The sequence below is a fragment of the Bacillus sp. EKM501B genome (genome assembly GCF_011800505.1).
Taxonomy (GTDB): Bacteria; Bacillota; Bacilli; order Bacillales; family Bacillaceae_G; genus Bacillus_A; species Bacillus_A cereus.
In genome coordinates this window covers 39,445-65,147 of the sequence record NZ_JAALFZ010000001.1, presented here as the reverse complement: position 1 = coordinate 65,147, position 25,703 = coordinate 39,445, and the positions used below count along the sequence as shown (strand labels likewise).

The following is a 25,703-nucleotide window of genomic DNA, read 5'->3' as shown; positions in this document are numbered from 1 at the left end:
AGTCTTCTCCTTTTACTCTGCACCTTCCGCAGTTGCAATATTATCCTCTAAATTTTCTCTTGATAATTCAGCCGCCATAAAATCTGCTGTTTCTGGAAGTGCTAAATGCATATGAGCTTTTTGACAAATTTGGATCGTACAGTTTTCTACAACATAGTCGAAAACATGTCCGCCCCCGCTTCTTTCATCATCAATATAATGTAAGTGGAATCCAGCTACCCCAATACCTTGTGCGTAATCTGGTGTCCAAAATCCAGCAAGCGTACCTTCTGTATTTTCAAATGAAAAGATTGGCTGTGATTTCGTCACTTCAACGAGCGGTGTATACGGTTTTTCTTGTCTTGGAACAGTTCTCGTCCTTACTTCACGGAACGTACCGTCCATTCGAATAGCGTAAAATAAGTTTTTACTTGGCATTAATTCATGTAATAACGCTTCAACTTCTTCACGATTCATCGGACGCTCTACCGTATAACTCATTTCTTTTTCAAAAAACGTTACAGTTGCAAATGGCGTTGTTTCTTCTGGCTCTACTTTTTCCGCTGAACCGTCTGAACGTAAATGATAAAATTCATTATCAAATGCAATCATTTCACCGTCTAATTGATCAAATGTGCCGATGCCAAAATCACCATGTTTTTTCAAATCTTCAAAGCTAATCACACCATCATATATACCATCTAATAGCGCAAGCATTGTAGATGTTTGATATACTTCATTACTCATTTTCGTTTTTTTTGCATCAATATCAATTAATTGCGCAACAGTCATCTCAAATCTGCCTCCATTAGTTTAATTGGTTTGGTAATAATTTTTCGCTTAATTTAATGTTGTCACGATAGTCAATTGGAATATCAATAATGACAGGGCCGTCTGCTGCTAATGCTTCTTTTAATACCCCTTCTAATTCATCAGGCGTGTTAACACGAAGACCTAACGCCCCGAAACTTTCCGCATATTTCACAAGATCAACATCGCCAAACTCTGTAGCGGATGTTCTGCCGTATTTCATCATTTGTTGGAATGCAACCATATCATATGTGCCGTCTCTCCAAACAAGATGGACGATTGGAGAATTTAAACGTACTGCCGTTTCTAACTCCATCGCTGAGAATAAGAAACCACCGTCACCTGATACGGAAACTACTTTTTTACCTGGTTCTACTAAAGTCGCTGCGATTGCCCAAGGAAGTGCAACACCTAACGTTTGCATACCGTTACTAAATAATAATCTACGTGGTTCATAAGAACGGAAACATCTCGCCATCCAAATAGAATGGGAACCGATGTCACATGTAACGGTTGTATCGTCACTAATTAAAGAACGAAGTGTACGAATCACTTGAAGTGGATGCGTAACACCTTCTGAAGGACGATTTGGAACTTCTGCTTGTTCTGATAATTTTGCGCGTAATCGTTCTAATACCGCTTCTGATTTCGTACTTAATACAAGTTTCGGTAATTTCTCCGCGATGCTATTTACCGTTAAGGCAATATCACCAATTAATTCACGCTCTGGTTGGTAATCATGGTCGATATCTGCTTGATGGTCGTCAAGATGAATAATCGTTCTGTCGCCAAGTTTATTCCAGAACTTTGGATCATACTCGATTGGATCATAACCGATAGAAATAACAAGGTCTGCTTCTTCTAGTAAAATATCACCTGGTTGGTTACGGAATAATCCAACGCGGCCGAAGAAATGATCTTCTAACTCACGTGAAATCGCACCAGCTGCTTGATATGTTTCAACGACAGGAAGTTCTGTATCCGCAATTAATTTACGAACAGCTTTCGTCACTTCATTTGTGCTCGCTCTCATACCGAGTAAAATAACTGGTAATTTCGCTGATTTTATTTTTTCTACTACATATGTAATATCATTTGTGGGAGCGATTCCAAGCTGTGGCTTAGAAAGCGCACCGATAGACTCTACAGTTGTTTCCGCAGTCATAACGTCTTGCGGAAGACTTACTAAAGTAGCTCCCGGATTTGTGGAAGTCGCACTTCGAAATGCATTACTAAGTGCTTCTGGCACATTATCAGGATGCTCTACTTCTACGCTATATTTTGTGATTGGTTCGAATAGTGCAGCATTATCCATAGATTGATGCGTACGTTTTAATCGATCCGTACGCGGTACTGCACCAGCTAAAGCAACAACGGGATCACTCTCCGCATTCGCAGTAACAAGACCTGTCGCTAAATTTGATGTCCCTGGTCCTGAAGTTACAAGACATACGCCCGGTTTCCCTGTTAATCTACCAATAGCAGCTGCCATAAATGCTGCATTTTGTTCATGACGACAAACGATTAACTCTGGTCCTCTTTCTTGCAATACATCAAATACAGAGTCAATCTTTGCTCCTGGAATACCGAAAACATGTGTAACACCTTGTTTAATTAAACAATCAACAACAAGATCTGCTCCTTTTGTTTTTGTCTTCACGTCGTTTACTTTTACACCTGTACTCAAACTAATCATTCCTTTGTTTCATAATTTGTGTAATAAAGATTTTCAATTTCACCTAGTTAATTAATGTGGTGAAGTATCATTTATCATTATATTACAAATGCATTATTTTTCCAACAATATGAATTCGATATTATTTTGACAAGATTTAAAGAATGCGCTTACAACCTTTTGTTTATCTTAAAATAACATTTTTATATCTCTTCTAAAAATGTACAAAAATACTTCCACCTATTCACATTATTAACAAATTTATAGTACCTTGCAAAGAATAATAGCAAGTGATATATTTGTAAATAATAGAATAACCATTATTTGGAATCTTTTTTTATAATTTATATATACCCTTCAAAAGGTAGATATAGATTGTGCTGTTTAGAAAGAAGATAAGATTCTCAACTGTAATTCATCATTCTATAAAGGAAAGTGATTGTTATGAACAAAAATGAATTTTTGGAACAACTTAGTTCCTCTCTGCAGAATATGCCTAATTTAGAAAAGGAGGATATTATCTCGGAGTACGAAACTCATTTTATTAGTGGTAAACAAGATGGAATATCTGAAGAGGAAATTTCTAAAAAGCTAGGAAACCCTAAAACTATCGCTAAAGAACTTAATATTTCATATGTAATCAGTAAAGCTGACAAGAAACGCAGCCTAAAAAACATTATGACAGCACTGTTTTCTGTTATGAGCTTAAGTCTTTTAAACTTTATATTTATCATTATCGCCTTTTTCGTATTACTCTTTCTATTACCGCTTCTTCTAGCACTTATAATTGCTACACCGTTATTAATTATTTCACCTATATTATTAATAGGGTTAGGATTCTTTAAAGGGTTTCATCAAATCAGTTATTCCGATGTTTACAATGTATTCATAGCTTTTTGCATCGGCTTACTAATATCCGTCATATGTTATCAAATAATAAAACATCTATACGTAGCTTTAGTTAAGTATTTGAAATGGAATGTAGCTATTTTACAAAGATACTAATGAATGTAAAAGGAGATTACTATGAAAAAATATATTTTATATCCACTCATGTTACTTACAATGTTATTTCTATCAGCTTGTTCAAACAGTGTACAGCCTAAGGAAAAAAATGATGTACAATCTATCAAAGATGTTGCTATTAAAGTTCCAGAAAATATATTTAGTTCCTCAAAGAAAAATGAAACTATTAATGAAGACGAAATGAAACAAAATATAAAAAATTATATAGATTATAGTTGGGAGTTATCTGAAAATATTATCCCTCTCGCTTCAACAAATTCTGATAAGAGTTTCACAGAATCTGACCGAGAAAAATTACAAAAACTAATTGATTTAGCGAAGCAAAACGATATGAATTTCCATGAGTTTATTAGTAATAATAATTTACCTAATGATTATAAAAAACCTTCAAAAGAAATCTATGAATTTATGTCATCATCTACGGATATTTTCGTAGAGCTAGATCAAGAATTAGACAAACTCGCCCAAGATGGTAACTTATTCAAGGCCAATTTTTCTTTTACAAAGCGCTTTGAGAAAATAAATGGGAGGAAACAAAAAGAGATTGAAAAGTTTTTGAACGAAAAAAATATTAAAACTTCAATTAACAGCAATAAAAAAAATTAACCGATGTGTTACATATCCCTTTCAAAATAATCAATAAGAAATGGCTATTTTGAAAGGGAGTTTTTGTGATATAACTATTAAATTCCCTAAACAAAAAAGACGCTCCTAAACTAGGAGCGTCTTCCACTATTACGCTTGTTGTTGCGCGCTATATAATTCTTCAAGTGGCTTCATGATAATTTTGTTAACGTCACCGATTACAACGTTTAGGCGTTGCTCAGTTTCCATTAATTTTGTAATTTTAGCATCTTGTTGAATGCGAGCTACAACTTCTTGTGCTTGTTGGTTGTCTTCTTCAGTGATTTCTTGGCCTTGCATCATTTTTTGTTGTAGGCTAAGTTGCATTGTACGGAACTCATCGAATAAGTTCTTTGAAGCTGTGTCAGCTTGAACTGCTGCGTAGCTCTCTTTTAAAGTTTTGAAGTCATCGTTTTCAGCGATTGCTTTTTGTAATTCATATGCAACATCATGAATGTTCTTTGTCATTTTATTTTTCCTCCTTTAGAAGGCTAGCGCTTTTCATACGCACTGCCTTTTCAGTGCATTTACATACGCACCTCTTTTTACCATATCAAACTATGCAAGAGATGTGAAGAAATTTCACTTTTATTTCTATGTACTCACCTTATTATCTAAGAAACAATAGTAACAATCCTTGTACGAGCCCGATCATTCCGCCTAATAACGCTCCTAAATACGTAATCATTTTTAATTCGTTTTTCGTAATAGACAGAACTAAGTCTTCTAATCTTTCTGTTGAGAATGTAGACACTTCTTGCTGGACAATTTCCGCAAGGTGTAGATTGTTTAGTATACTCTCTACGTTTTCTGTTCCCCACTTTAAGCCTTTCGTTACTGCACTTGGAACCACTTTTTCAATAATTGTTTCTCGAACTGGTTCACATACTTGCTGAACAGATTGATTTAAAAACTTACTCACTGTTTCCTCTACTTTAACTGCTGACAGCACGGAGCTTACAATCATTTCTTTCTCTACAAATGCTTCTAATTCTTTTACATCTCTTCCTTTTAACTTTTCCCACTCTTTTTGCAGTACGTCAGTTAAAAGCTGCTTTGTAGCATCTTGCCCTAAAAACTTAATAACTTCTGGCTGCACACGATCCACAACACTTACATTTCCTAAAAACATCCCAACTAAGTTAAGTAGCGTTCCACGAGAAGCAAAGAAATCATCAATCATTTTTGAAAGACGCGCTTTCCCTTCTTCACTTTCAAAAAAGCTAATTCCTCGCTCTAAAATAAACGCCGAGGCATTCGGAATCGCATTCTCTATCTTTTCATGTACAGAATGAGGTAAAGCCTGTTCCCATGTATATGTATAATACTCTGCTAAAAATGCATGAATTTTTTCTGTAATCACATGTTCGATTTTTCGAGTCGCTTCTTCTTCTACATGTGCTACATTCCATTTTTCTAACATATATCGCAGTGATTGTTCATTCGTAATTACTTTATCCACTTCCACTTGCGCCCAGTGAATTAAACCTTTTTGAAACTCTTCATTTGTTAGCTTTTTTCCGATTCCTTCTGGTGTTAACAAATGTTCTACAACCATTTTTCCTAATTGAACAGCAAGTTCATCACGCCGCTTCGGAATTAACCCTGGTGTAAATGGAACTTGAAACTTTCCGATATAAATAGGACGATGAGGACGAAATAACATTTTTATCGCTAAATGATTCGTATATCCTCCAATAATTGCTCCGAGTCCTGTCGTCGTTAACATATTTAACCATATATTCATTACAATCAACCTTTCACTTCTCCAAAACTATAGCATATCATCATACGGACAAAAGTATAATGGTATAAAAACGTATTTGCAATATATAGCTTCGCCTATTATGCAAATAGTAGTAAAGGAGTGATTTCGTTGGTTCTCGGCCTTTTAACTTCTAAACTTCATTATGAGCAAACGTATTACACCGAAATCGCTAAACGCGCTCGGCTTTATCATAATGTCGTTGCCCAGTTTACGCCATTTTGTATTGATCCTAAAACAGACCTTGTTTCTGGTCTTATTTACGATACAGATACAGGAAAATGGAAAAAGCAAACATTCCCTATTCCTTCTTATATATATGATCGTTATTCTTTTCAAGAGGAAACAGACTTTGAAAAAGTAAAATCAATTATTCACTCTTTGCACAATCGTCCTTCCACTACCTTTTTAAATAACACACTTATTAATTCAAGTGAACTACATGATTTATTTCTCACTAATAAAAAACTGTCTCCTTATATACCAAAATTTGAAATTGCGACGATACAAAACATTTTCAAACTGTTGTTAAAAACTAAGGATATTATTATACGCCCCACTAATATACATTCTAAAGATAACTTATATCGAGTCGCTTACAAAAATAAAACGTTTCAGATCGATACAGTAAATGAAAAATACCATACTTCTATTCCAATCAAACGCACAGACGAATTTATATCTTGGTGTAAATCTAACATACGTTCATCACGTTACATAGCGCACACTATGCTACAACCACCAAATCAATTAACATATCCACTGCACATTCGAACCATTTTGCAAAAAAACAAAGAACAAACTTGGAATGTTATCGGTCAATTTATACAAAAAAGCTCATTTCCTAATCAGCTTTTACCCTCAACAACGGACGATGATTCATTACATTCATTTTCAAAAATTAAATACGTACTATCTAGTACAGGTGTGCAACTATTACACGACGCTTTACACGACATTATAAATGAAGTATTCCAAACACTAGATCAGTCTTATTCTTCGTTATTTGAACTAGAACTTTCCACAATTATGGATCAAAAAGGTGCAATCTGGCTTATGTATGTCAACACGATCCCTCCTTACGAACAATACATTCGTCATAGTGATTCATTAGCTGAAAAGATATTTCACGGACCACTTAAATTCAGTCGCTTTACACCATAATGAAAGGAGGTAAACCTATTTTGAAAGAACATATATATACATTAAATATTTCAGATGAACATCCAAATAGCATTACTTTACCTTACGTTTTTTCTATTACACCACCTATTACATCCCTCTCCTTCGGCATACGTCATATAGCAAGTGAAGAAGTAAAAATTCATTATTCCTTTACTCGCGAAATTATTATCGGAAAGCATATTGCCGAAAAACTTTTACTGCCTCAATCAACTACTATTCATGCATTCACACAAAACCAAACGATTATTTTCGGACCATTGATCGGCATTTTCACAACTGGCTTTAACGATGATTCTTCTAATCCTTTAGGAAATCGTTCAATCGCTCTCAGTGAGTTGTTAACACCACCATTCTCATTACGACCGTTCGTATTCGTCTTTGGCGTTCAACATATAAACTGGGAAGAAGAAACAATTGAAGGATATTTCTTTCGAGAGAAACAATGGATAAAGAAAAAGGTTCCTTTACCAAACGTCATTTACGATCGACTACCGAATCGACAAGCGGAAAATTACAAACCAATTGTCAGAGCAAAAAGAAAATTAGAACAAGACTACTCCATTCCATGGTTTAACCCAGGGTTTTTCAATAAATGGGAAGTTCATCAACTTCTTATGAAAGACGAATCAATTAAACCCTTATTACCAAATACAGAAGCATTTCAGCATTTCGAACAAGTAGAACGGTTTCTTGGCACATATAAATCAGTGTACATGAAACCAATACACGGGAGCTTTGGTAGAAATATTCATCAAATATTTTATTCTCAAACAGAAAATTGCTACTACTGTCGTTATCGCGAAAATGAAGAAAACAAACTGAGAAAGTATCAATCATTAGAAACTCTTCTAAACCATGTACTAAAAGGGCATGATTTAAAAAAGTTTATCGTACAGCAAGGTATTTCGTTACTTCGCTTTGATGGTCAACCTGTTGATTTCCGCATTCATACAAATAAAAATCATTTCGGTAATTGGATAGTTAGTGCAATCGTCGCCAAAATCGCCGGCAAAGGCAGTTTAACAACGCATGTAAATAGCGGCGGTAATACAAAATTGCTACAAGAGCTTTTTCCAGATTCAACGAAGCAAGTTCAAATTGAAAATAAATTAAAACAAACAGCTCTGCAAATAAGTTATGCACTCGACGAGCAAGTAACTGGAAACATCGGTGAGATTGGTTTCGATATCGGTTTAGACACAAAGGAAAATCCGTGGTTATTTGAAGCCAACTCTAAACCTGGGCGAACTGTATTCCAAGATGCCAAATTAAAAGAACAAAGTGAACTGACACGCCAGTTATTTTACGAATATGCCATCTACTTAACTGAACATTCTTTACGTGATACAAAAGAAAAAATGTCCCAAATAAAATCCGGGACTTCATCAAACACCGAATGTATCCCTTCTCCTATGATTCACTCACAAATGCAAAAACAAAAACTTCCACCTAGATAATAAGGTGGAAGTTTTCTATTTACACAAGTTTTACTACAACCTCAGTTTCCACATTACATACTCCGCAATAAAAAATATGATTGCAATATTCATTTGAATTATTATGCGTTAAACCATCTACTGCACTTAATAATTCTTGATCCATATAGGCACTATAATCGTCTATGTAATCTACAGACTTCCCATAATCTTGGAGTATACTTTGGCAATTTTGACAAGAATATGTTTGTGATTCTAATGCGTTGCAAAGCGGGCAAATCCCCATCATGATTCCTCCATACGTTATCGTTTAAAGCCTCTCTTTTTTAGAATGAAGAGAGCAACCTATCCAGACATAGGAGTGCCCACTCCATCCCTACTTAAAAATAGAACTATAAAGTTGCTACCGATTTCATTTTCATTTCAATAAATCCTATATAAGAAGCTAATAATTAGCCTACAAGTAGCAGGCTACAATGAGAAAATTATATTTAATATCCTCCTTAGTTTGGCCTGTTTTCTTAAAAATACAACGATTACTCTTATTTCATAATTTACGAAATCAATAAGTTTTTTTACAAAATTTACAAATTATTATTTTGTATATCTTTCTAGGTAACATCCATACTATGAGTACAAACTTAATTACCGATGGATTAGCGCCAACCGGGGCGATAATCTGGTTCAACTCCAGCTAGTCCAACCAAAAAAACTTTTATAACTCTAAGGAGGATATATTCCTATGGCAAACCAAAATTCTTCAAATCAATTAGTAGTACCAGGTGCAACAGCTGCAATCGATCAAATGAAGTACGAAATCGCTCAAGAATTTGGTGTACAATTAGGAGCAGATTCTACGGCTCGCGCTAACGGTTCAGTTGGTGGAGAAATCACAAAACGTCTAGTTGCAATGGCTGAGCAAAGCCTTGGCGGATTCCACAAATAAATATATATGGCAAAAAGGTCTCAAGGCATATGCCTTGAGACCTTCCTTAATTTATTGCAACATTTGTAAAAACTTCTTCGTACGTTCTTCTTTTGGATTTGTAAATACTTCTTCTGGTGTACCTTGTTCGACAACGACACCACCATCCATGAAAATAACACGGTTCGCAATTTGATGTGCAAAACGCATTTCGTGCGTTACAATAACCATCGTCATGCCTTCTTTAGCAAGTTCTTTCATTACTTTCAGAACTTCTTGAACGAGTTCAGGATCAAGCGCTGACGTCGGCTCATCAAATAGTAACACTTCCGGCTCCATCGCAAGCGCGCGAGCAATTCCAACGCGCTGTTGTTGTCCGCCTGATAATTGGAACGGATATAAATCCACTTTATCTGCTAAACCAACTTTTTCAAGGAAATAGTTTGCTTTTTTCTTCGCTTCTTCTTTCCCCATCTTTTTCACTGTAACGAGCCCTTCCATTACATTTTGAAGTGCTGTTAAATGCGGGAATAAATTATGGTGCTGGAATACCATACCTGTTTGCGTACGAAGATTAACAATATCTTTCTTCGTTACTTTTTGAGAGAAGTTAAGCTCTTTATTACCGATACGAATATTACCAGCGTTTGGCGTTTCTAATACATTGAGACAACGTAAGAATGTCGTTTTACCAGATCCAGACGGCCCAATAATAACAACAACCTCGCCCTTCTCAACTGTTAAATCTATATGCTTTAGTACGGTATTATCTCCGAAACTTTTTTGTAAGTGCTGAATTGAAATCATAAAAACAAAAACTCCTTTTGTAAAAGGATTATTTTAATGTGTAGCGTTCTGAACGCTTTTCTAACATCTGTTGTACGATTGATAATAAGAAACAAATAACCCAATAAATAAGACCTGCTTCAAAATAAACAATTAAAAACTCGTAGTTCATCGCCGCAATTTCCTGCGCTTTTCGGAACATTTCTGTTACTAAAATTAACGATGCTAACGAAGTATCTTTCACTAAGCTAATAAATGTATTCGAAAGCGGCGGGATTGATACGCGCGTTGCTTGTGGTAAAATAACACGTTTTAATGCTTGTGGATATGTCATCCCAATTGTATAAGCTGCTTCCCACTGCCCTTTCGGAATGGAAAGGATAGAAGCACGAATAATTTCAGATGCATATGCACCGACATTTAATGAAAATCCAACAACTGCTGCTGTATATGGCTCAACTTCAATATTAAGAGTTGGAAGTCCATAGAAAATAATAAATAATTGTACAAGAAGTGGCGTTCCGCGAATGATAGATACATAGATACGAGCAATCCATTGTAAAATACGACTACCTGAAATACGTGCGAGCGCTGTTAACGTTGCCAGTATAATCCCGATAATAAATGTAATAAGCGTTAATGGAATTGTTGTAAAAACAGCTTCCTTCAGCATAGGCATGAAGGAAGTCTGCATAATATCTATCCAAGTAGACAATCGATCTGAAACTAATGCACTACTTAGATACATTTTCACCGAACCATTTTTTCGTTATTTTGTCATACGTACCGTCTTTTTTCATATCTTCTAACGCTTTATCTACTTCTTGTACAAGCTTAGTGCTACCTTTACGGAATAAGAATCCACTTTCTGAAGCTTCTTTTTCAGTATCTACAATTTTAATTTTTGCATCTTTTTTCGTTTCTAAATAATTTAATACTGATAACTTATCATTAATTGTAAAATCAACGCGTCCTGAAGCTAATAATTCTGCCGCTTGGCTAAATCCTTCTACACCAATAATTTCCGCACCGTTTTTCTTAGCAATATCTGCATAGTTACTCGTTAAAGATTGTGCTCCTTTTAAACCTTTTACATCAGCAAATGTAGCAGGCTTATCTTTATCTTTTGCAATAACTAATGCCGCTGAAGATGAAACGTACGGTTTAGAGAAATCATATTTCTTTTGACGGTCTTCACGAATACCAACTTCGTTTGCAACCATATCGAAACGTTTTGCATCTAAACCAGCAAGTAAGCTATCCCATTGTGTTTCTTTAAATACAGGTTTTACACCTAAACGTTTTGCAACTTCTTCTGATAGTTCAACGTCAAATCCAGTTAATTTATTGCTTGAATCATGGAATGTGAACGGTGCGTATGTACCTTCTGTTCCAATTACAAGTTCACCGCTTTGTTTTATCTTTTGTAACGCGTCTTGACTAGCTGTATCTTTTTTCTCTTCTTTACCGCAGCCGGCTACAATCCCGATCGCTAATGTAGTTACTGCAAGCACTGAAAATAATTTCTTCATGATAGTAATCCTCCAAGTATTCTGATAGGAATTTAAAAACTATATTGATTGTATGCAATCTTGAACAATTTTTCAATGAAAATGTTCTTATTTAGTTTATCCTTTTTCTTCATAATCAAACAAAAGGGAAAAATAACGCTACATACAAAAAATAAGTAACATTTTTTAATATAGCATTAATTGTAGGAAAGGTAAAATAATACTTCTTATTATGTACCTTTATCGCCGACATTTTGCCAACAAAAAAGAACTTGCAATAATCGCAAGTTCTTCCCCGCATTAAGCGCTCTGGTTTCCTTCCATTTGCGTTTTATACATATCGTAATAACGCCCGCGCTTTTTCATGAGTTCATCATGAGACCCTTTTTCTAAAATCGTCCCTCTATCGAGCACAATAATTTGATCTGCGCTTTTAATCGTTGAAAGGCGGTGAGCGATAATAAATGTCGTTCTTCCTTTTTTTACAACTTCTAGTGCTTGTTGAATCATCGCCTCTGTTTCTGTATCAATACTAGATGTCGCTTCATCTAAAATTAAGATAGCTGGATCAAAAGCGAGTGCTCTAGCAAACGAAATAAGCTGACGTTCTCCAGTGGAAAGCGTACTTCCCTTTTCTGTAATTTCTTCATTTATATTGTTCGCAAATCTTTCAGCACCAACATCACGCAATGCTTTTACGATGCGCTCTTTTGAAATTTTTTCATTTTCTAAACTTACATTAGATGCTACTGTTCCGCTAAATAAAAACGGATCTTGCAGTACAATTCCCATATGTTCACGAGTTGCTTGTTTCGGCATCTCTTTTACATCATGACCATCAATCGTAAGCTTTCCTTTTTCAAACTCGTAAAACTGAAAGAGTACGTTCATAATAGAACTTTTTCCTGATCCAGTATGACCGACAAGTGCCACGGTCTCCCCTTGTTTCGCTTCAAAAGAAATATTTTTTAACACTTCATCTTTCCCATTATAAGAAAACGATACATTATCAAACTTCACATTTCCTTGTAAGCGAGGCATACGCTCTTCTTCTACTGCTTCTCCTTTTTCCTCTAACAATTCAAAAACACGCTCTGATGCAACACGCGATTGTTCTAAGTTAGCAAGCTGATTCACCATATTTGTAATCGGTGAGAACAATCGTGTTAAATAATCAACGAACGCATACAGTATCCCTAGAGAAATGACGCCTGTAGCACTTAATGAAGCGCCACCGAAATACCAAATCACACCTGTGAAAGCGATATTTCTTAATACGGATACTAAATTATGAGAAGTTGCTGCATTTAAATTCAAAATTTTATTTTGATACTTAAAATAATCGCCATTTAATTCTTCAAACTCTTTTTTCGTTTCACGCTCTTGACGGAACGCTTGAATAATTGGCATCCCTTGAATGGATTCATTTACTGTTCCGTTAATATCAGATAAACGAGAGCGCATTTTATGATTGTATACAGACGCGTATTTTCTATAAAGAATCGCCCAAACAATTAAAATTGGGATAATTAATAAACATAATGAAGCGAGCTTCACATCTAATAAAAATAGCGCAGCAAATATCCCAATAATATAGATGATACTAGAAACGAATGTTGCCAACACCGTTACATATAAATCACGAATGGCCTCTGTATCATTCGTCACACGCGAAACAATTTTCCCCGCCGGTAAATGATCAAAGTACCGAATTGGCAACGTTTGAATATGAGAAAAAACATCTTCCCTCATAATTTGAATAATTTTGTTCGCTGCCTTTTGCAAGAAGAACTGCTTTCCGTATGCAAATAATGATACGACTACTAATAAAGCAAAATAGCCACCACCAAGTAATAATAGACGGTTTATTTCTGGCTTATAAAATGCAAATACTTCTTCCTTTGTTAATGCTTTCGCTTTATAAACTTGCACCGCCTTACCATTTTGAACGGTAATCATATCCCCTTTTACAGTACGTGATCCTTCTACATTTACTTTATTCGGTACAAAATAATATTGAAAACCGACTTGCATCACGCGTACTTCTTTTCCTTTTTTCTCCCCTTGTTCAAAGCGATCACTTCGCTTATAAAAAGCCCCATTATACGAAACAGCATCTTCACTCTGTTCTGTTTCATACCAAGGTTTCTCTATCCCGACGATATGATCGTCAATCATCGTTTTAGCGACGAAAGGACCAGCAAGCTCTGCGATGACGAAAATAAATAACATTAACATCGCAGCAAAAATCGTCCCTTTCACTTTCATCGCGTATTGAAACAATCGTTTTGAAACGCTCATATTTTCACCCCACTATCCGCACTTTCACTTTCACCTTGTTGTCTTTCAAACTGTTCGGCATACCAGCCTCCCTTTTGGATAAGCTGAGCATGCGTACCTTCTTCTATAACTGCGCCTTCATCCATAACGAGAATCCAATCCGCATGTTGCACTGCTGATAAACGATGCGTCGTAATAATCGTCGTCTTTCCGCTTCTTTCCGTTCTTATATTTTCAATGATCGCTGCTTCCGTACGAGCATCTACAGCTGATAAAGAATCGTCCAAAATTAAAATTTCTGGATTTTGAATAACAGCTCTTGCAATCGAGATCCTTTGTTTTTGCCCTCCTGATAAAGAAACACCTTTCTCTCCAACGAGCGTTTCTAACCCTTCTGGTAAAAACTCTAAATCCTTTTTAAACGCAGCAATTTCAATTGCTTTCTCTAGTTCTTCTTCAGTCGCTTCCCTATTTCCGAATAAAATATTTTCTCGCGCTGTTTTTGAGAACAAAATATGCTCCTGCGGTACATAACCAATCCAGCCGAGTACATTTTCATTCGTCATTTTATCTAATGTCACATCAGAAACTGCAATATCTCCATCTCCAAGTGGATATTGACGAAGAAGCTGACGTACAAGCGTCGTTTTCCCGCTTCCTGTTTTTCCGACAACCCCAAGCGTCTCCCCTTGTTTTAAGGTAAACGAAACCTTTTTTAAATTTGTTTCAGTTGATGAAGGATATGAAAAGGTAACGTCATCAAACTGAATATAATCCGGCTCTTGCACAAGCTTTGGATGTTTCGGATCCTTTACATCTGGTTCATACGCTAACGTTTCATTCACACGGTCAAGCGAAGCATTTCCTCTTTGCATAACATTAATTAATTCACCAATTGCAAACATCGGCCAAATCATCATCCCTAAATACACGTTAAATGAAACAAGTTCACCAAGTGTTACCTTTGATTGAAATACAAGATATGCCCCGTACACTAAACCGATTAAATAACTAAGGCCAACAAGCATTTTCACAGTTGGTTGGAATAATGCGTCAATTCTCGCTACTTTCATATTTTTTTCGTAGACGTCATCTCCTAAGTGATGAAATCTTTCCTCATCTGCATTCTCTTGTACGTATGCACGAATAACACGCACACCAGCGATTGATTCAAGCACTTTATCGTTCATATCACCAAACGCATCTTGCGCAACGGTAAATCTTTCATGCAATTTCTTTCCATATATATTCATCGCATACGCCATAATTGGAAGCGGAATAAGCGCTGCAAATGTAAGCTCCCAACTAATTGTAAATCCCATCATAAAAACGATCGTAAGCATGTATAAACTAGAATCCACAAGCGTTAATATACCAAAACCAGCTGTCATAGCGATTGCTTTTAAATCATTCGTTGCCCTCGCCATTAAGTCGCCAGTACGATTTTTTTGATAAAAAGTCGGCGTCATCTTAAGTAAATGCCCCATAAATTTAGAGCGCATCGTTTTCTCAAGTACAAATGCACCTCCAAACAATTGATGTTGCCATACGAAAGTAAGACCATACCCAACGATTGTAACCCCTATTAAAATAAGAATAGATTGCATAATTGCTTCGTTCGATAACGTTCCTGTTTTTATATTATCTATCGTAACCCCTAACACTTTCGGGGGAATAACTTCAACTATATTCACAATTAAAAGAGCTCCAATGGCAATACTATATCTCTTCCAGTGCTCCCTAAAAAACCATTTTAACTTTAGTAATACTGATAACAATGTAACCTCTCCCTTCTCGTTCTCGTTTACCTCTCATTTCTTTATCCACTATCCAGACCCATCACATTTACATTTCGTAACCCATACAATCTCATCACATTTTTCCACCTTCCAAAGTTTTTTATCGGAACTAAACAAGGGAAAATAAACAAAAAAAAGCATACCGCCGCTTGACGATATGCACAGGAATGCATAAAAAGCGTACGTTACGATATACGCAACGTACGCTTTTTATAAGACAAAGATGCCCTATATATCCGTACGGGTTGCGTAATGATATGAATGTTTTCTGCCATTTAACAGAGCTAAGCCCATTACATTTACGATTACAATCATTACGCACACCCCCTTCATTTATTTTCCATTTATAATCTTACAACTTTATTGAGTATTCTGTCAATTATTTTTTCACACTTCAAATAAAAATATATGATACACCATTTTGAAATAAGGGAATGTTCTGTAAGAAAGGGCATACAAAATAAAAAAAGAATAAGAAATCGTTTTCACAAACATTTCATTTGAAAAATGTTATCAAACCCCCTACAATCACCTTATACTCGCTCTTACAAGTTGCTATTTTAGGAGGACTAATCATGACAACTAGCAATACGTACAAATTTTATTTAAACGGAGAATGGAGAGAAAGCTCTTCAGGAGAAACAATCGAAATTCCATCTCCATACTTACACGAAGTAATTGGACAAGTACAAGCAATTACTCGCGGAGAAGTGGATGAAGCAATTGCATCTGCAAAAGAAGCTCAAAAATCATGGGCTGAAGCTTCCCTACAAGATCGCGCAAAATACTTATATAAATGGGCTGATGAGCTCGTAAATATGCAGGATGAAATTGCCGATATCATTATGAAAGAAGTCGGTAAAGGATATAAAGATGCGAAGAAAGAAGTTGTTCGTACAGCTGACTTCATTCGTTACACGATCGAAGAAGCTTTACATATGCACGGAGAAAGCATGATGGGCGATAGCTTCCCGGGCGGTACAAAATCTAAACTTGCGATTATCCAACGCGCACCACTTGGTGTTGTATTAGCAATCGCACCATTTAACTACCCAGTAAACTTATCTGCTGCAAAACTTGCACCAGCATTAATTATGGGTAACGCTGTTATTTTCAAACCAGCAACTCAAGGTGCAATTAGTGGTATTAAAATGGTTGAAGCACTTCACAAAGCTGGCCTTCCAAAAGGTCTTGTAAACGTAGCTACAGGACGCGGTTCTGTAATTGGTGACTACTTAGTAGAGCACGAAGGCATCAATATGGTATCGTTCACAGGTGGTACAAACACAGGTAAACATTTAGCGAAAAAAGCTTCAATGATTCCACTTGTATTAGAACTTGGTGGTAAAGATCCTGGTATCGTTCGTGAAGATGCTGACTTACAAGATGCTGCAAACCATATCGTAAGCGGTGCATTCTCTTACTCTGGTCAACGTTGTACAGCTATTAAACGTGTACTTGTACACGAAAACGTAGCGGACGAGCTTGTTAGCTTATTAAAAGCGCAAGTAGCTGAACTATCAGTTGGATCTCCAGAACAAGACAGCACAATCGTTCCATTAATTGACGACAAATCTGCTGACTTCGTTCAAGGTTTAGTTGACGACGCTGTTGAAAAAGGTGCTACGATCGTTATCGGTAACAAACGTGAGCGTAACTTAATTTACCCAACATTAATCGATCACGTAACAGAAGAGATGAAAGTTGCTTGGGAAGAGCCATTCGGTCCAATCCTTCCAATCATCCGTGTTTCTTCAGATGAACAGGCAATTGAAATTGCTAACAAATCAGAATTCGGTCTGCAAGCAAGTGTCTTCACTAAAGACATTAACAAAGCATTTGCAATTGCTAACAAAATCGAAACTGGTTCTGTACAAATTAACGGACGCACAGAGCGTGGCCCTGACCATTTCCCATTCATCGGTGTAAAAGGTTCAGGTATGGGCGCACAAGGTATTCGTAAGAGCCTTGAGTCTATGACACGTGAAAAAGTAACTGTATTAAACTTAGTTTAATCTTATAAAAAGAAGCTGATCTATAAATAGATCAGCTTCTTTTCTATATAAATACTTCCGAAAAACGGAGTATTTCGTTCTACTTCCGATTTGGTTTTCCAAATCGAACTAAAACATGCCATAATAATTTTAATTCCTGAAGCACTTCTTCATAAGTTCCACGATCACTCCAAGATAATGGATTGTGCTTCAAATCCACTACAGCAGAGCCAATTATATTTGCATCGATGCAATGATTCCGTGCAATGCGTCTTGCTAAAGATGGCATTTTTGAACCTCTAAAATCCATTGGAACTTCGTCTACCGCAAGTACAAAACCGATGTGCCAATACAAATCAATCGCATACTTCAGGCAAATTTCTTCTAAAACTTTTCCTACATCCGTACCCTTAAATGAAGGATCTGCAACAAGCGCCTCCACGTCTTCTTTAAGAGAAATCTCTCCATGAATCTGCGCTTCAATATAATGATTAAGATTACGGGCTGGCTCTTTGCTTACTAAATCTATAAACGGCCTTTTCAGGTTAGCTAGTAAATGATTAATTAATATTGTTGGCGTCAAATTCCCTTCACCAATTGCAAAATCTCTTACGAATGTCTCTTCCAAAAGAGCAGCTAAAATCATATCAAACTCCTCATAAGTCCCCTTTTCTTTCGGATCTTGATGCGAATCTAAATATGTATATGTAGAGCGCGAAGAAACTTTTGGAGATAAGAGAAAATAACATGAACCAAAACGCGGAGCCGGCCCATCTGGATGTAACATTAAATTTAGCGCTCCGTATTTTGGCCGTTGATCATTCGTTACGCCTTCTAATTGATATGCCCCTCCAAATATTCTCTTTTCCCAAAGGTCACGTTCACCACCAGGATAAGCAGATACGCTTCCATTAGATAGCAATGTTTCAAACTGACTTTTATATACTCCTTGCTCAAACAGTGCTTCAGCAACACTTTTCATATTCGAATCTAGTCTGTCTGGATGAAAGTGTAAAGCAATCCTTGCATGAGATTTTAAATTAGCGACAGCTTCTTCAAATATTTCATCTGTAATATTAGACATTTTAAGTATATGATTAATCGTTGCTTTAGCCCCACGTTTTTCGTTCTCTGCATATTTTGAAATATACTCTAAAGCAAATAATTGAGATCTTAATAATTCCATAATCCAATCTCCCCTTTAATTGAACTGCCCTTAAACACTTCAATTAAAAGCTTATTCTTTCCTTCTTATGAAACGAACCTCATTTATTTAAAAAAGTAATTTACTAAATCTTAATTATGTATACACGCATTTTTCATAGGCAAATGTACACATTCTACAGAAATTTGATACCCTAGCCATCGCTCAGCAATATGTTCAAATGATAAAACAGATCCCGTTGTAAAAAAGCGATGCTTCGGATTCAGATTGTCAGACAAAATTCCTTTGTGCTGTAAAATGGTACTTAACTCTATCGCTGTTTCTTCTGCAGAACTAATAATCGTTACATCTTCTCCTAACTCGCTTTTAATCACAAACTCTTCTCTATAATCTGATTATTACTATATCCATTGACGTATAAAAATTCATTTGTTACTCTTAAAGACGTTAATTTAATATTTAAATCCTCATTCGTATCTCGGTGAGGTAGAGGTTGCAATCATTAAGAGTATCATTTCAGGAGATGTAGTGGCATTGATGAAGGAATGAGAAAGGAATGGTTGCCGAAGTAAGTCGTGTCCACCATGCACGCTTGCTGGGTCTGCATTTAATAAGTGCAGAACTGTCACAAACGTTTCGTTTGTGGAGAGCTATCGAGAGGTATGTCGTGGGTTTCTTATAAGATAGAAAGCATGTAGCGGCAGATTACGTGCTTTTTTTGTTTTGTTTGGGACTTCTCTTCCTGACTCAGGAAGACATACATATCTCCTCGCTTGACTTGGTTATACTAACTTTGGAGGTATTTTTCTATGCAACAAAAAAAATGGGGCTTTTGGGTACTAACAGCTTTCGTTGTCGGTAACATGGTTGGCGCTGGTATTTTCATGGTGCCAAGTACGTTGGCACAAACAGCAAGCCCACTCGGTGTCACTTTAGCTTGGTTAACTACAGGGTTTGGTGTTTTAATGCTAGCTCTTGTTTTCGGTAATTTAGCAATTCGTCGTCCTGATTTAACGACAGGACCACAAAGTCATGCATATGCTTTATTCTCAACACCAAAAAAGAAAAAAATGGCTGGCTTCAGTATGGTATGGGGATATTGGGTTGCAAACTGGGCAAGTAACGTTGCCATCATTACATCATTTGCGGGATATTTATCACTCTTCTTCCCCATTATGAAAGATACGCGACTACTATTTTCAATCGGCTCGTTTAACGTAGAAGTCGGAAAACTAATTACATTTACGATTTGTTCCATCTTACTTTGGGGAACTCATATTATATTAACAAACGGTGTAAGCGGAGCTGGAAAACTAAACTTCTTAGCAACAACAACGAAAGTAACTGGATTCCTTTTATTCATCGTCGTTACGTTATTTGCATTCGAAGCTTCTAAGTTTGGACAATGGTACACACCGATGATTGATAAATCAGGTGCATCACATGGTCTTCTTTCACAAGTAAATTTAGCTGCTCTTACAACGCTTTGGGCGTTTATCGGAATTGAATCAGCCGTTCTTTTATCAAACCGTGCTGTTTCTCCAAAAACGGTAAAACGTGCAACAGTTGCGGGATTACTTATTACAGTTGCGATTTACTTAGGAATTACAATTTTAACAATGGGTGTACTTCACGTTGATAAATTACAAGCTTCTGAACGTCCATTAGCAGATGCACTAAATGCTGCAATGGGTCACGGCGGCGGGAAACTGATGGCATTACTTGCTCTTACTTCCCTGTTCGGTTCTATCTTAGGCTGGATTTTATTAAGCTCAGAAGTACCTTATCAAGCAGCAAAAGAAGGTTTCTTCCCTTCCTTCTTCACGAAAACAAATAAAAAAGGAAGTCCAATTTACTCATTACGATTAACAAACATTATGTCGCAAGTATTCCTATTCTCAACATTATCAGGAACCATTGCGGAAGCTTATACATTCGTTATTACCGTATCAACACTGGCCTACCTCATTCCATATCTCGTTTCACCAATCTTCCAGTTAAAACTAGTCGCAACTGGTGAAACATATAAAAATGAAATGCGGGCAAGAATTACAGATGGCATAGTCGCAGTTATCGCACTTTGCTACGCACTATGGGTTATTAAAACTGGCGCATCCGATATAAAAACGTTCCTTCTCGGAATTGGTTTATTCGTAATTGGATTTGCTTTCTATCCATTAATGAATCGTGATCAGAAAAAAAATAACGAAAAGAAAAACGGGCAAGTTGCATAACGCAATTTGCTCGTTTTTTCTTTTGTAAAACATATATAATAGAACAAAGAGGTGAAAAACATGTCAATCGAATCGCTATGGAGCAGTCGCTTCCAACAACATATTCAAAATATCATTACATACTTTGCACGTATGATTAACGGTTTACTATATAGCTTTATCTTTATTTCATGCGTTGGTGCATATTATTATGCTCAGTTTCTAAAAGCATCTCCTTCTAAAGGAATATCTTTAATAATTATAACGATTGTACTTACGTTCATTATAACGAGATGCCCTATCCGTACATTTATTCAAAAACCTGATGCTGTCTATTTGCTTGCATTAGAAGAGAAACTAACATCCTATTTCAAAAAATCTCTTCTATACAATTACATCATGCAGCTTTTCCCATTGTTATTTACGTTCCTTATTCTCGTTCCACTTGCTATGCAATCATTACAATTAACTGTACCTTTTTTATGTACAATCTTTATCGTGTTAATGATTACGAAAGCCTGGAACATGTACATACATTGGATGTGGCGTGATAGTCACGAAAAAAATATATGGCTGATCATTCGTATTACTTGTAACGCCCTAATCATTTACATGCTGTTTTATTCCGCAAATGTTCTCATATTGGGCGGACTACTCTTACTACTTGCTTTCCTACTTCTATATACGAAAAAACAGCCTACAAAACGAATACCGTGGGATTACATAATCGAGCAAGAAGAAAAAATGAACGTTCGTTTTTATCAATTTGCTAGCATTTTCACAGATGTTCCGCAACTGAATAAACAAGTAAATAAAAGAAAATGGCTTACAAATTGGATTGAACCTTTATTACATAAAAAACGAGCAACTTTCTTCTACTTACATACACTAGCATTTTTACGTGGAAATGATTATTTCGGTATATATATTCGCTTAGGATTGATCGGTGCTTTCGCCTTATATTTCATACCAAATATATACGTAAAAGGTGCTATCACTTACATCGTTCTATATATGATCTCTATGCAGCTTCGTTCACTATGGAAATATTTTTCGGGAAATATTATTGCAGCATTATATCCAATCCATACTGAAGAAAGAATGAAACAATTTCTTAGCTTAATCTTTATATTGCTAAGTATTCAACTCATTGTATTTTCGAGTGTTATACTCATTGCTACAGGTCAATTTTTACATAGCCTTATCATTATGATTGTCGGGTTACTCTGGATCAAATTTATTATTGTACCAAAAACGAAGCAACGCGTTTCTTCGTTTTAACGAAAAGAAATATCTTAAACGCCAAGGAGAAAATAAATTATCCTTGGCTTTTTTATTTTGCTTCCTCAAACAAGAATCACTGAAACAACCGATATTTTATGATTTTTACATACAAAAACGATAATACATGTTTACGACCTAATAAAAAGGGTATCTATTAATTAACAGAGTAAAGGAGGGGCCTATATTGTGAATAAAAAAACGGAACAATTGAAGCATCACGTTACTGACAATCAATGCAAACATGCTTTAACAACAAATCAAGGGGTAAAAATAGCTGAAGATGAATTTTCTTTAAAGATGGGCTTAAGAGGCCCAACCTTAATGGAGGATTTTCACTTTCGTGAGAAAATGACCCACTTTGATCACGAACGAATTCCCGAAAGGATTGTTCATGCACGCGGGGTTGGCGCTCATGGTTATTTTCAGCTTTATGAATCTTTAGAAACATATACGAAAGCAGATTTTCTTACTAATCCTTCAAAGAAAACACCTGTATTTGTACGGTTCTCAACCGTTCAAGGTTCTAAAGGATCCAACGACACAGTAAGAGATGTACGCGGATTCGCCACAAAATTTTATACAGATGAAGGAAACTATGATTTAGTGGGTAATAATATGCCAGTATTCTTTATCCAAGATGCTATTAAATTTCCTGATTTTGTCCATGCAGTTAAACCAGAACCACATAATGATATTCCTCAAGGAGCTAGCGCTCATGATACCTTTTGGGACTTTGTTGCGCATAATCCTGAGTCCACTCATATGGTCATGTGGCAAATGAGCGACCGAGCTATTCCGCGTAGTTTACGAATGATGGAAGGTTTTGGAGTTCACACATTTCGACTCATTAACGCAGAAGGAAAAGCCCATTTCGTAAAGTTTCACTGGAAACCTACCCTCGGGATTCATTCATTAGTATGGGATGAAGCTCAAAAGATTGCCGGGAAAAATCCTGATTTTCATCGTCAAGATTTATACGAAGCAATTGAAAAAGGGGATTATCCTGAATGGGAGCTTGGATTACAGCTAATTCCAGAAGAAGATGAACATAAATTTGATTTTGATATTTTAGATCCAACGAAATTATGGCCAGAAGAAGAAGTTCCCGTAAAATTAGTTGGTAAAATGACACTGAACAAAAATGTTGATAACTTCTTTGCTGAAACAGAGCAGGTAGCTTTTCACCCTGGTCATGTCGTACCAGGTATTGATTTTTCAAATGACCCTCTTCTGCAAGGAAGATTATTCTCCTATACAGATACACAATTATCTCGTTTAGGGGGCCCTAATTTCCATCAAATTCCTATTAATCAGCCTGTATGTCCTTTTCATAATAATCAACGTGATGGTATGCATCAAATGCAGATTCATCGCGGTCAAACAAGCTATCATCCTAATGGATTAAATAACAATCAACCTGCAACCGTCCAAGCCGAACAAGGAGGATATGAACATTATCAAGAAAAGATTGATGGGCATAAAATTAGAGGTCGCAGTAAAAGCTTTCTTAACTTTTATTCTCAGGCTAAACTTTTCTACAATAGTATGAGCCCTATTGAAAAGCAGCACATAAAAGAAGCTTTTTGCTTTGAAGTTGGGAAGTGTAAATCAGACATGGTGAAGGCAAATGTAATTGCTCTCTTAAACCACGTCGATCGTCAATTAGCACAAGAAGTCGCTAACATTATTGGAGCTCCTTTACCTAAGGAAAATCACGAAGTAAATTCAGATGCAAAATCACCTGCACTAAGTATGTCCAATACTATTTTTAAATCTGATTCCAAAAATGTTGCAATTCTATTAAATGGTGATCCAAGCGTCTCACTTCTGTCCGAATGGATTCAAGCTTTTGTACAACACCGAATTAACTATAGTATCATAGATAATAAAATTTATCAGTTCAATGATTCCATTAAAGTAACTGATACTTATACAACAACAGACTCCTCCCTTTTTGATGCAGTATTAGTGTTTAGTAGTGAGTCTGTCATTCAACCCCCTGTTTTAGAATTTGCAGAAACTACTTTTAAACATTTTAAACCGATAGCTCATGTCCTTAGTAATCCTCATGCTTTGGACCATAGTAAGATTAAACTGGATGGAGCAGGAGTTTACAACTTAACAAATACTTCAATTGAATCATTTATAGAAGGCATTGCCCAAGGAAGATTCTGGAGCCGATAATATAATATAAGGAGCGGATTAGAATGAGTAAAAAAATTGCTATTTTAATAACGGATTATTTCGAGGATACAGAATACACAGAGCCAGTAGAAGCTTTTAAACAAAAGGGATATGAATTCACAACTATTGAAATGGAAAAAGGGAAAACGGTACACGGTAAGCAAGGAAAAAGTGAAGTCGTGATTGATAAAAGTATTGATGATGTTTCTCCAGAGAACTTTGATGCCCTCTTCATACCGGGTGGATTTTCTCCAGATATACTTCGTGCCGATGAACGTTTTGTTCGCTTTAGTAAAGCATTTATGGATGCGGAAAAACCTGTTTTCGCTATTTGTCACGGACCTCAGCTACTCATCACTGCACAAACACTTGAAGGACGCGATGTAACTGGATATAAATCTATTGAAGTCGATTTAAAAAATGCCGGCGGGAACTTTCATGACAAAGAGGTTGTCGTATGTCAAAATCAGCTAGTAACAAGTAGACAGCCAGAGGACATCCCAGCGTTTATTGAAGAATCGTTGCGTATATTAGGATAACTACTTTGATTAACTAACCTCCTTGTATTTACATGAAAATAATTAATTAGCCCTCACCAACTGGTCGTTTACAGGAAAACCGACCACCACAAATAGCAAGATAAATAAAAAGAGGGGAATCCAAAAGTTCAGTTTTAATAATCTTTTGGATTCCCCTCTTTTCTCGCCCAAAAATTCCTTATCACTTTTCATAGGCAGTTCTCATATAGTGAAAATGACTATATAATTCCTATCCATAAGTTAAATAATGATTTCGCACATATATAAATTCAAAAGATGGGAGCCTTATTTATGAATAACAATCCACCTTCAACGCCCCCAAATCCAACGGAAACGAATAATAATGAAGTGAGCTTACAAACGTTACGCATCATTGGGCTTATTGTACTGATTAGTGGCTACATATTAGTAGCGCTTTCTGAAGTAGGCACATTAAAAAATCTTTTACTACAGCCTAGTACTACTCCAAATTTAGCTGAAGTTGATCCGTTCTAAAAATTATATAAAAAGCGAGTCCCAGTAT

23 protein-coding genes, 1 pseudogene and 1 riboswitch are annotated in these 25,703 nt (G+C 36.1%); of the genes and pseudogenes, 11 read left to right on the top strand and 13 right to left on the bottom strand.

Going from position 1 to position 25,703, the window contains the following annotated elements; genetic code table 11:
- Positions 1–12 precede the first annotated feature (12 nt).
- Together alsD and alsS are read right to left on the bottom strand one after the other, a co-directional pair.
- On the bottom strand, positions 13–771 hold the full coding sequence (gene alsD, locus HFD78_RS00350) for an alpha-acetolactate decarboxylase (protein ID WP_000215005.1): 759 nt from the start codon (positions 769–771) through the stop codon (positions 13–15).
- Positions 772–787: 16 nt separating this feature from the next.
- Positions 788–2,476 (bottom strand): acetolactate synthase AlsS, encoded by a 1,689-nt coding sequence (gene alsS / locus HFD78_RS00345; RefSeq protein WP_097856508.1) that lies wholly within the window; start codon positions 2,474–2,476, stop codon positions 788–790.
- Positions 2,477–2,908: 432 nt separating this feature from the next.
- On the opposite strand from alsS, the gene HFD78_RS00340 reads away from it, so the two are divergent.
- Both HFD78_RS00340 and HFD78_RS00335 read left to right on the top strand, forming a co-directional pair.
- Positions 2,909–3,469, top strand: coding sequence for an HAAS signaling domain-containing protein (locus HFD78_RS00340; RefSeq protein WP_098218533.1), 561 nt, complete (start codon positions 2,909–2,911; stop codon positions 3,467–3,469).
- A gap of 21 nt (positions 3,470–3,490) precedes the next feature.
- Complete coding sequence (locus tag HFD78_RS00335) at positions 3,491–4,096, top strand: NDxxF motif lipoprotein (RefSeq protein WP_000760033.1); 606 nt, start codon at positions 3,491–3,493, stop codon at positions 4,094–4,096.
- A gap of 129 nt (positions 4,097–4,225) precedes the next feature.
- Here HFD78_RS00335 and HFD78_RS00330 read toward each other — a convergent pair whose 3' ends face one another.
- Together HFD78_RS00330 and HFD78_RS00325 are read right to left on the bottom strand one after the other, a co-directional pair.
- On the bottom strand, positions 4,226–4,582 hold the full coding sequence (locus HFD78_RS00330; RefSeq protein ID WP_000164610.1) for a YlbF/YmcA family competence regulator: 357 nt from the start codon (positions 4,580–4,582) through the stop codon (positions 4,226–4,228).
- Positions 4,583–4,724: 142 nt separating this feature from the next.
- Positions 4,725–5,861, bottom strand: coding sequence for a DUF445 domain-containing protein (locus tag HFD78_RS00325; RefSeq protein ID WP_001985918.1), 1,137 nt, complete (start codon positions 5,859–5,861; stop codon positions 4,725–4,727).
- A 129-nt stretch (positions 5,862–5,990) separates the two neighbouring features.
- Between HFD78_RS00325 and HFD78_RS00320 the strand changes: the two genes are divergently transcribed.
- Together HFD78_RS00320 and HFD78_RS00315 are read left to right on the top strand one after the other, a co-directional pair.
- The gene (locus HFD78_RS00320) at positions 5,991–7,043 is read left to right on the top strand and encodes a YheC/YheD family endospore coat-associated protein (protein ID WP_000242813.1); all 1,053 of its coding nucleotides are present in this window, start codon (positions 5,991–5,993) and stop codon (positions 7,041–7,043) included.
- 20 nt (positions 7,044–7,063) lie between these two features.
- Complete coding sequence (locus tag HFD78_RS00315; protein WP_065704788.1) at positions 7,064–8,521, top strand: YheC/YheD family endospore coat-associated protein; 1,458 nt, start codon at positions 7,064–7,066, stop codon at positions 8,519–8,521.
- Positions 8,522–8,540: 19 nt separating this feature from the next.
- Here the strand turns inward: HFD78_RS00315 and HFD78_RS00310 are convergent, their stop codons facing one another.
- On the bottom strand, positions 8,541–8,786 hold the full coding sequence (locus tag HFD78_RS00310; protein ID WP_000510474.1) for a hypothetical protein: 246 nt from the start codon (positions 8,784–8,786) through the stop codon (positions 8,541–8,543).
- A 456-nt stretch (positions 8,787–9,242) separates the two neighbouring features.
- On the opposite strand from HFD78_RS00310, the gene sasP reads away from it, so the two are divergent.
- Positions 9,243–9,446: a small acid-soluble spore protein, SasP family gene (gene sasP / locus HFD78_RS00305; protein ID WP_000013338.1), complete on the top strand. Its 204-nt coding sequence runs from the start codon at positions 9,243–9,245 to the stop codon at positions 9,444–9,446.
- A 51-nt stretch (positions 9,447–9,497) separates the two neighbouring features.
- Here the strand turns inward: sasP and HFD78_RS00300 are convergent, their stop codons facing one another.
- From HFD78_RS00300 to HFD78_RS00280, 5 genes are all read right to left on the bottom strand, one after another.
- Complete coding sequence (locus HFD78_RS00300) at positions 9,498–10,232, bottom strand: amino acid ABC transporter ATP-binding protein (protein ID WP_000623610.1); 735 nt, start codon at positions 10,230–10,232, stop codon at positions 9,498–9,500.
- 28 nt (positions 10,233–10,260) lie between these two features.
- On the bottom strand, positions 10,261–10,959 hold the full coding sequence (locus HFD78_RS00295; protein ID WP_000281499.1) for an amino acid ABC transporter permease: 699 nt from the start codon (positions 10,957–10,959) through the stop codon (positions 10,261–10,263).
- Positions 10,946–11,743 carry an amino acid ABC transporter substrate-binding protein gene (locus HFD78_RS00290; protein WP_000732836.1) on the bottom strand — a complete coding sequence of 266 codons (798 nt, stop codon included), beginning with the start codon at positions 11,741–11,743 and terminating at the stop codon, positions 10,946–10,948. The genes HFD78_RS00295 and HFD78_RS00290 overlap by 14 nt, the downstream gene beginning before the upstream one ends.
- Before the next feature lie 279 nt (positions 11,744–12,022).
- Positions 12,023–14,023 carry an ABC transporter ATP-binding protein gene (locus HFD78_RS00285; RefSeq protein ID WP_000116648.1) on the bottom strand — a complete coding sequence of 667 codons (2,001 nt, stop codon included), beginning with the start codon at positions 14,021–14,023 and terminating at the stop codon, positions 12,023–12,025.
- Positions 14,020–15,780, bottom strand: a complete 1,761-nt coding sequence (locus tag HFD78_RS00280) for an ABC transporter ATP-binding protein (protein ID WP_000953785.1) — start codon at positions 15,778–15,780, stop codon at positions 14,020–14,022. The genes HFD78_RS00285 and HFD78_RS00280 overlap by 4 nt, the downstream gene beginning before the upstream one ends.
- A gap of 596 nt (positions 15,781–16,376) precedes the next feature.
- Here HFD78_RS00280 and gapN point away from each other — a divergent pair.
- Positions 16,377–17,816 carry an NADP-dependent glyceraldehyde-3-phosphate dehydrogenase gene (gene gapN / locus HFD78_RS00275; protein WP_000213634.1) on the top strand — a complete coding sequence of 480 codons (1,440 nt, stop codon included), beginning with the start codon at positions 16,377–16,379 and terminating at the stop codon, positions 17,814–17,816.
- A 79-nt stretch (positions 17,817–17,895) separates the two neighbouring features.
- On the opposite strand, the gene HFD78_RS00270 is transcribed toward gapN, so the two are convergent.
- Both HFD78_RS00270 and HFD78_RS00265 read right to left on the bottom strand, forming a co-directional pair.
- Complete coding sequence (locus HFD78_RS00270; RefSeq protein ID WP_191968045.1) at positions 17,896–18,981, bottom strand: DUF3626 domain-containing protein; 1,086 nt, start codon at positions 18,979–18,981, stop codon at positions 17,896–17,898.
- A gap of 110 nt (positions 18,982–19,091) precedes the next feature.
- Positions 19,092–19,340, bottom strand: a pseudogene (locus HFD78_RS00265) (glutamate racemase); the annotation flags it as partial.
- A 99-nt stretch (positions 19,341–19,439) separates the two neighbouring features.
- Positions 19,440–19,621, top strand: a riboswitch (Lysine riboswitch).
- Positions 19,622–19,769: 148 nt separating this feature from the next.
- Here HFD78_RS00265 and HFD78_RS00260 point away from each other — a divergent pair.
- The 4 genes from HFD78_RS00260 to HFD78_RS00245 all read left to right on the top strand — a co-directional run bounded on the left by HFD78_RS00260 (position 19,770) and on the right by HFD78_RS00245 (position 25,180).
- Entirely contained in the window at positions 19,770–21,194 is a 1,425-nt protein-coding gene (locus HFD78_RS00260) for an amino acid permease (protein ID WP_001186301.1), read from the top strand.
- A gap of 60 nt (positions 21,195–21,254) precedes the next feature.
- Entirely contained in the window at positions 21,255–22,454 is a 1,200-nt protein-coding gene (locus HFD78_RS00255; RefSeq protein WP_000021370.1) for an ABC transporter permease, read from the top strand.
- A 189-nt stretch (positions 22,455–22,643) separates the two neighbouring features.
- Complete coding sequence (locus HFD78_RS00250; RefSeq protein WP_097814287.1) at positions 22,644–24,641, top strand: catalase; 1,998 nt, start codon at positions 22,644–22,646, stop codon at positions 24,639–24,641.
- Between the two features lie 23 nt (positions 24,642–24,664).
- Positions 24,665–25,180 carry a type 1 glutamine amidotransferase domain-containing protein gene (locus HFD78_RS00245; protein WP_000037532.1) on the top strand — a complete coding sequence of 172 codons (516 nt, stop codon included), beginning with the start codon at positions 24,665–24,667 and terminating at the stop codon, positions 25,178–25,180.
- A gap of 42 nt (positions 25,181–25,222) precedes the next feature.
- Here the strand turns inward: HFD78_RS00245 and HFD78_RS00240 are convergent, their stop codons facing one another.
- A complete protein-coding gene (locus HFD78_RS00240; RefSeq protein ID WP_168369332.1) occupies positions 25,223–25,372 on the bottom strand; it encodes a hypothetical protein in 150 nt (49 codons plus the stop codon).
- A gap of 99 nt (positions 25,373–25,471) precedes the next feature.
- On the opposite strand from HFD78_RS00240, the gene HFD78_RS00235 reads away from it, so the two are divergent.
- Positions 25,472–25,675, top strand: coding sequence for a hypothetical protein (locus HFD78_RS00235; protein WP_001063862.1), 204 nt, complete (start codon positions 25,472–25,474; stop codon positions 25,673–25,675).
- Positions 25,676–25,703: the final 28 nt, after the last annotated feature.

Bases quoted from the DNA above. Each gene is read 5' to 3' on its own strand.
- alsD (WP_000215005.1), bottom strand. From the start codon at position 771: ATGACTGTTGCGCAATTAATTGATATTGATGCAAAAAAAACGAAAATG.
- HFD78_RS00340 (WP_098218533.1), top strand. From the start codon at position 2,909: ATGAACAAAAATGAATTTTTGGAACAACTTAGTTCCTCTCTGCAGAAT.
- HFD78_RS00335 (WP_000760033.1), top strand. From the start codon at position 3,491: ATGAAAAAATATATTTTATATCCACTCATGTTACTTACAATGTTATTT.
- HFD78_RS00330 (WP_000164610.1), bottom strand. From the start codon at position 4,582: ATGACAAAGAACATTCATGATGTTGCATATGAATTACAAAAAGCAATC.
- HFD78_RS00325 (WP_001985918.1), bottom strand. From the start codon at position 5,861: ATGAATATATGGTTAAATATGTTAACGACGACAGGACTCGGAGCAATT.
- HFD78_RS00310 (WP_000510474.1), bottom strand. From the start codon at position 8,786: ATGGGGATTTGCCCGCTTTGCAACGCATTAGAATCACAAACATATTCT.
- sasP (WP_000013338.1), top strand. From the start codon at position 9,243: ATGGCAAACCAAAATTCTTCAAATCAATTAGTAGTACCAGGTGCAACA.
- HFD78_RS00300 (WP_000623610.1), bottom strand. From the start codon at position 10,232: ATGATTTCAATTCAGCACTTACAAAAAAGTTTCGGAGATAATACCGTA.
- HFD78_RS00295 (WP_000281499.1), bottom strand. From the start codon at position 10,959: ATGTATCTAAGTAGTGCATTAGTTTCAGATCGATTGTCTACTTGGATA.
- HFD78_RS00290 (WP_000732836.1), bottom strand. From the start codon at position 11,743: ATGAAGAAATTATTTTCAGTGCTTGCAGTAACTACATTAGCGATCGGG.
- HFD78_RS00285 (WP_000116648.1), bottom strand. From the start codon at position 14,023: ATGAGCGTTTCAAAACGATTGTTTCAATACGCGATGAAAGTGAAAGGG.
- gapN (WP_000213634.1), top strand. From the start codon at position 16,377: ATGACAACTAGCAATACGTACAAATTTTATTTAAACGGAGAATGGAGA.
- HFD78_RS00270 (WP_191968045.1), bottom strand. From the start codon at position 18,981: ATGGAATTATTAAGATCTCAATTATTTGCTTTAGAGTATATTTCAAAA.
- HFD78_RS00260 (WP_001186301.1), top strand. From the start codon at position 19,770: ATGCAACAAAAAAAATGGGGCTTTTGGGTACTAACAGCTTTCGTTGTC.
- HFD78_RS00255 (WP_000021370.1), top strand. From the start codon at position 21,255: ATGTCAATCGAATCGCTATGGAGCAGTCGCTTCCAACAACATATTCAA.
- HFD78_RS00245 (WP_000037532.1), top strand. From the start codon at position 24,665: ATGAGTAAAAAAATTGCTATTTTAATAACGGATTATTTCGAGGATACA.
- HFD78_RS00240 (WP_168369332.1), bottom strand. From the start codon at position 25,372: ATGAAAAGTGATAAGGAATTTTTGGGCGAGAAAAGAGGGGAATCCAAA.
- HFD78_RS00235 (WP_001063862.1), top strand. From the start codon at position 25,472: ATGAATAACAATCCACCTTCAACGCCCCCAAATCCAACGGAAACGAAT.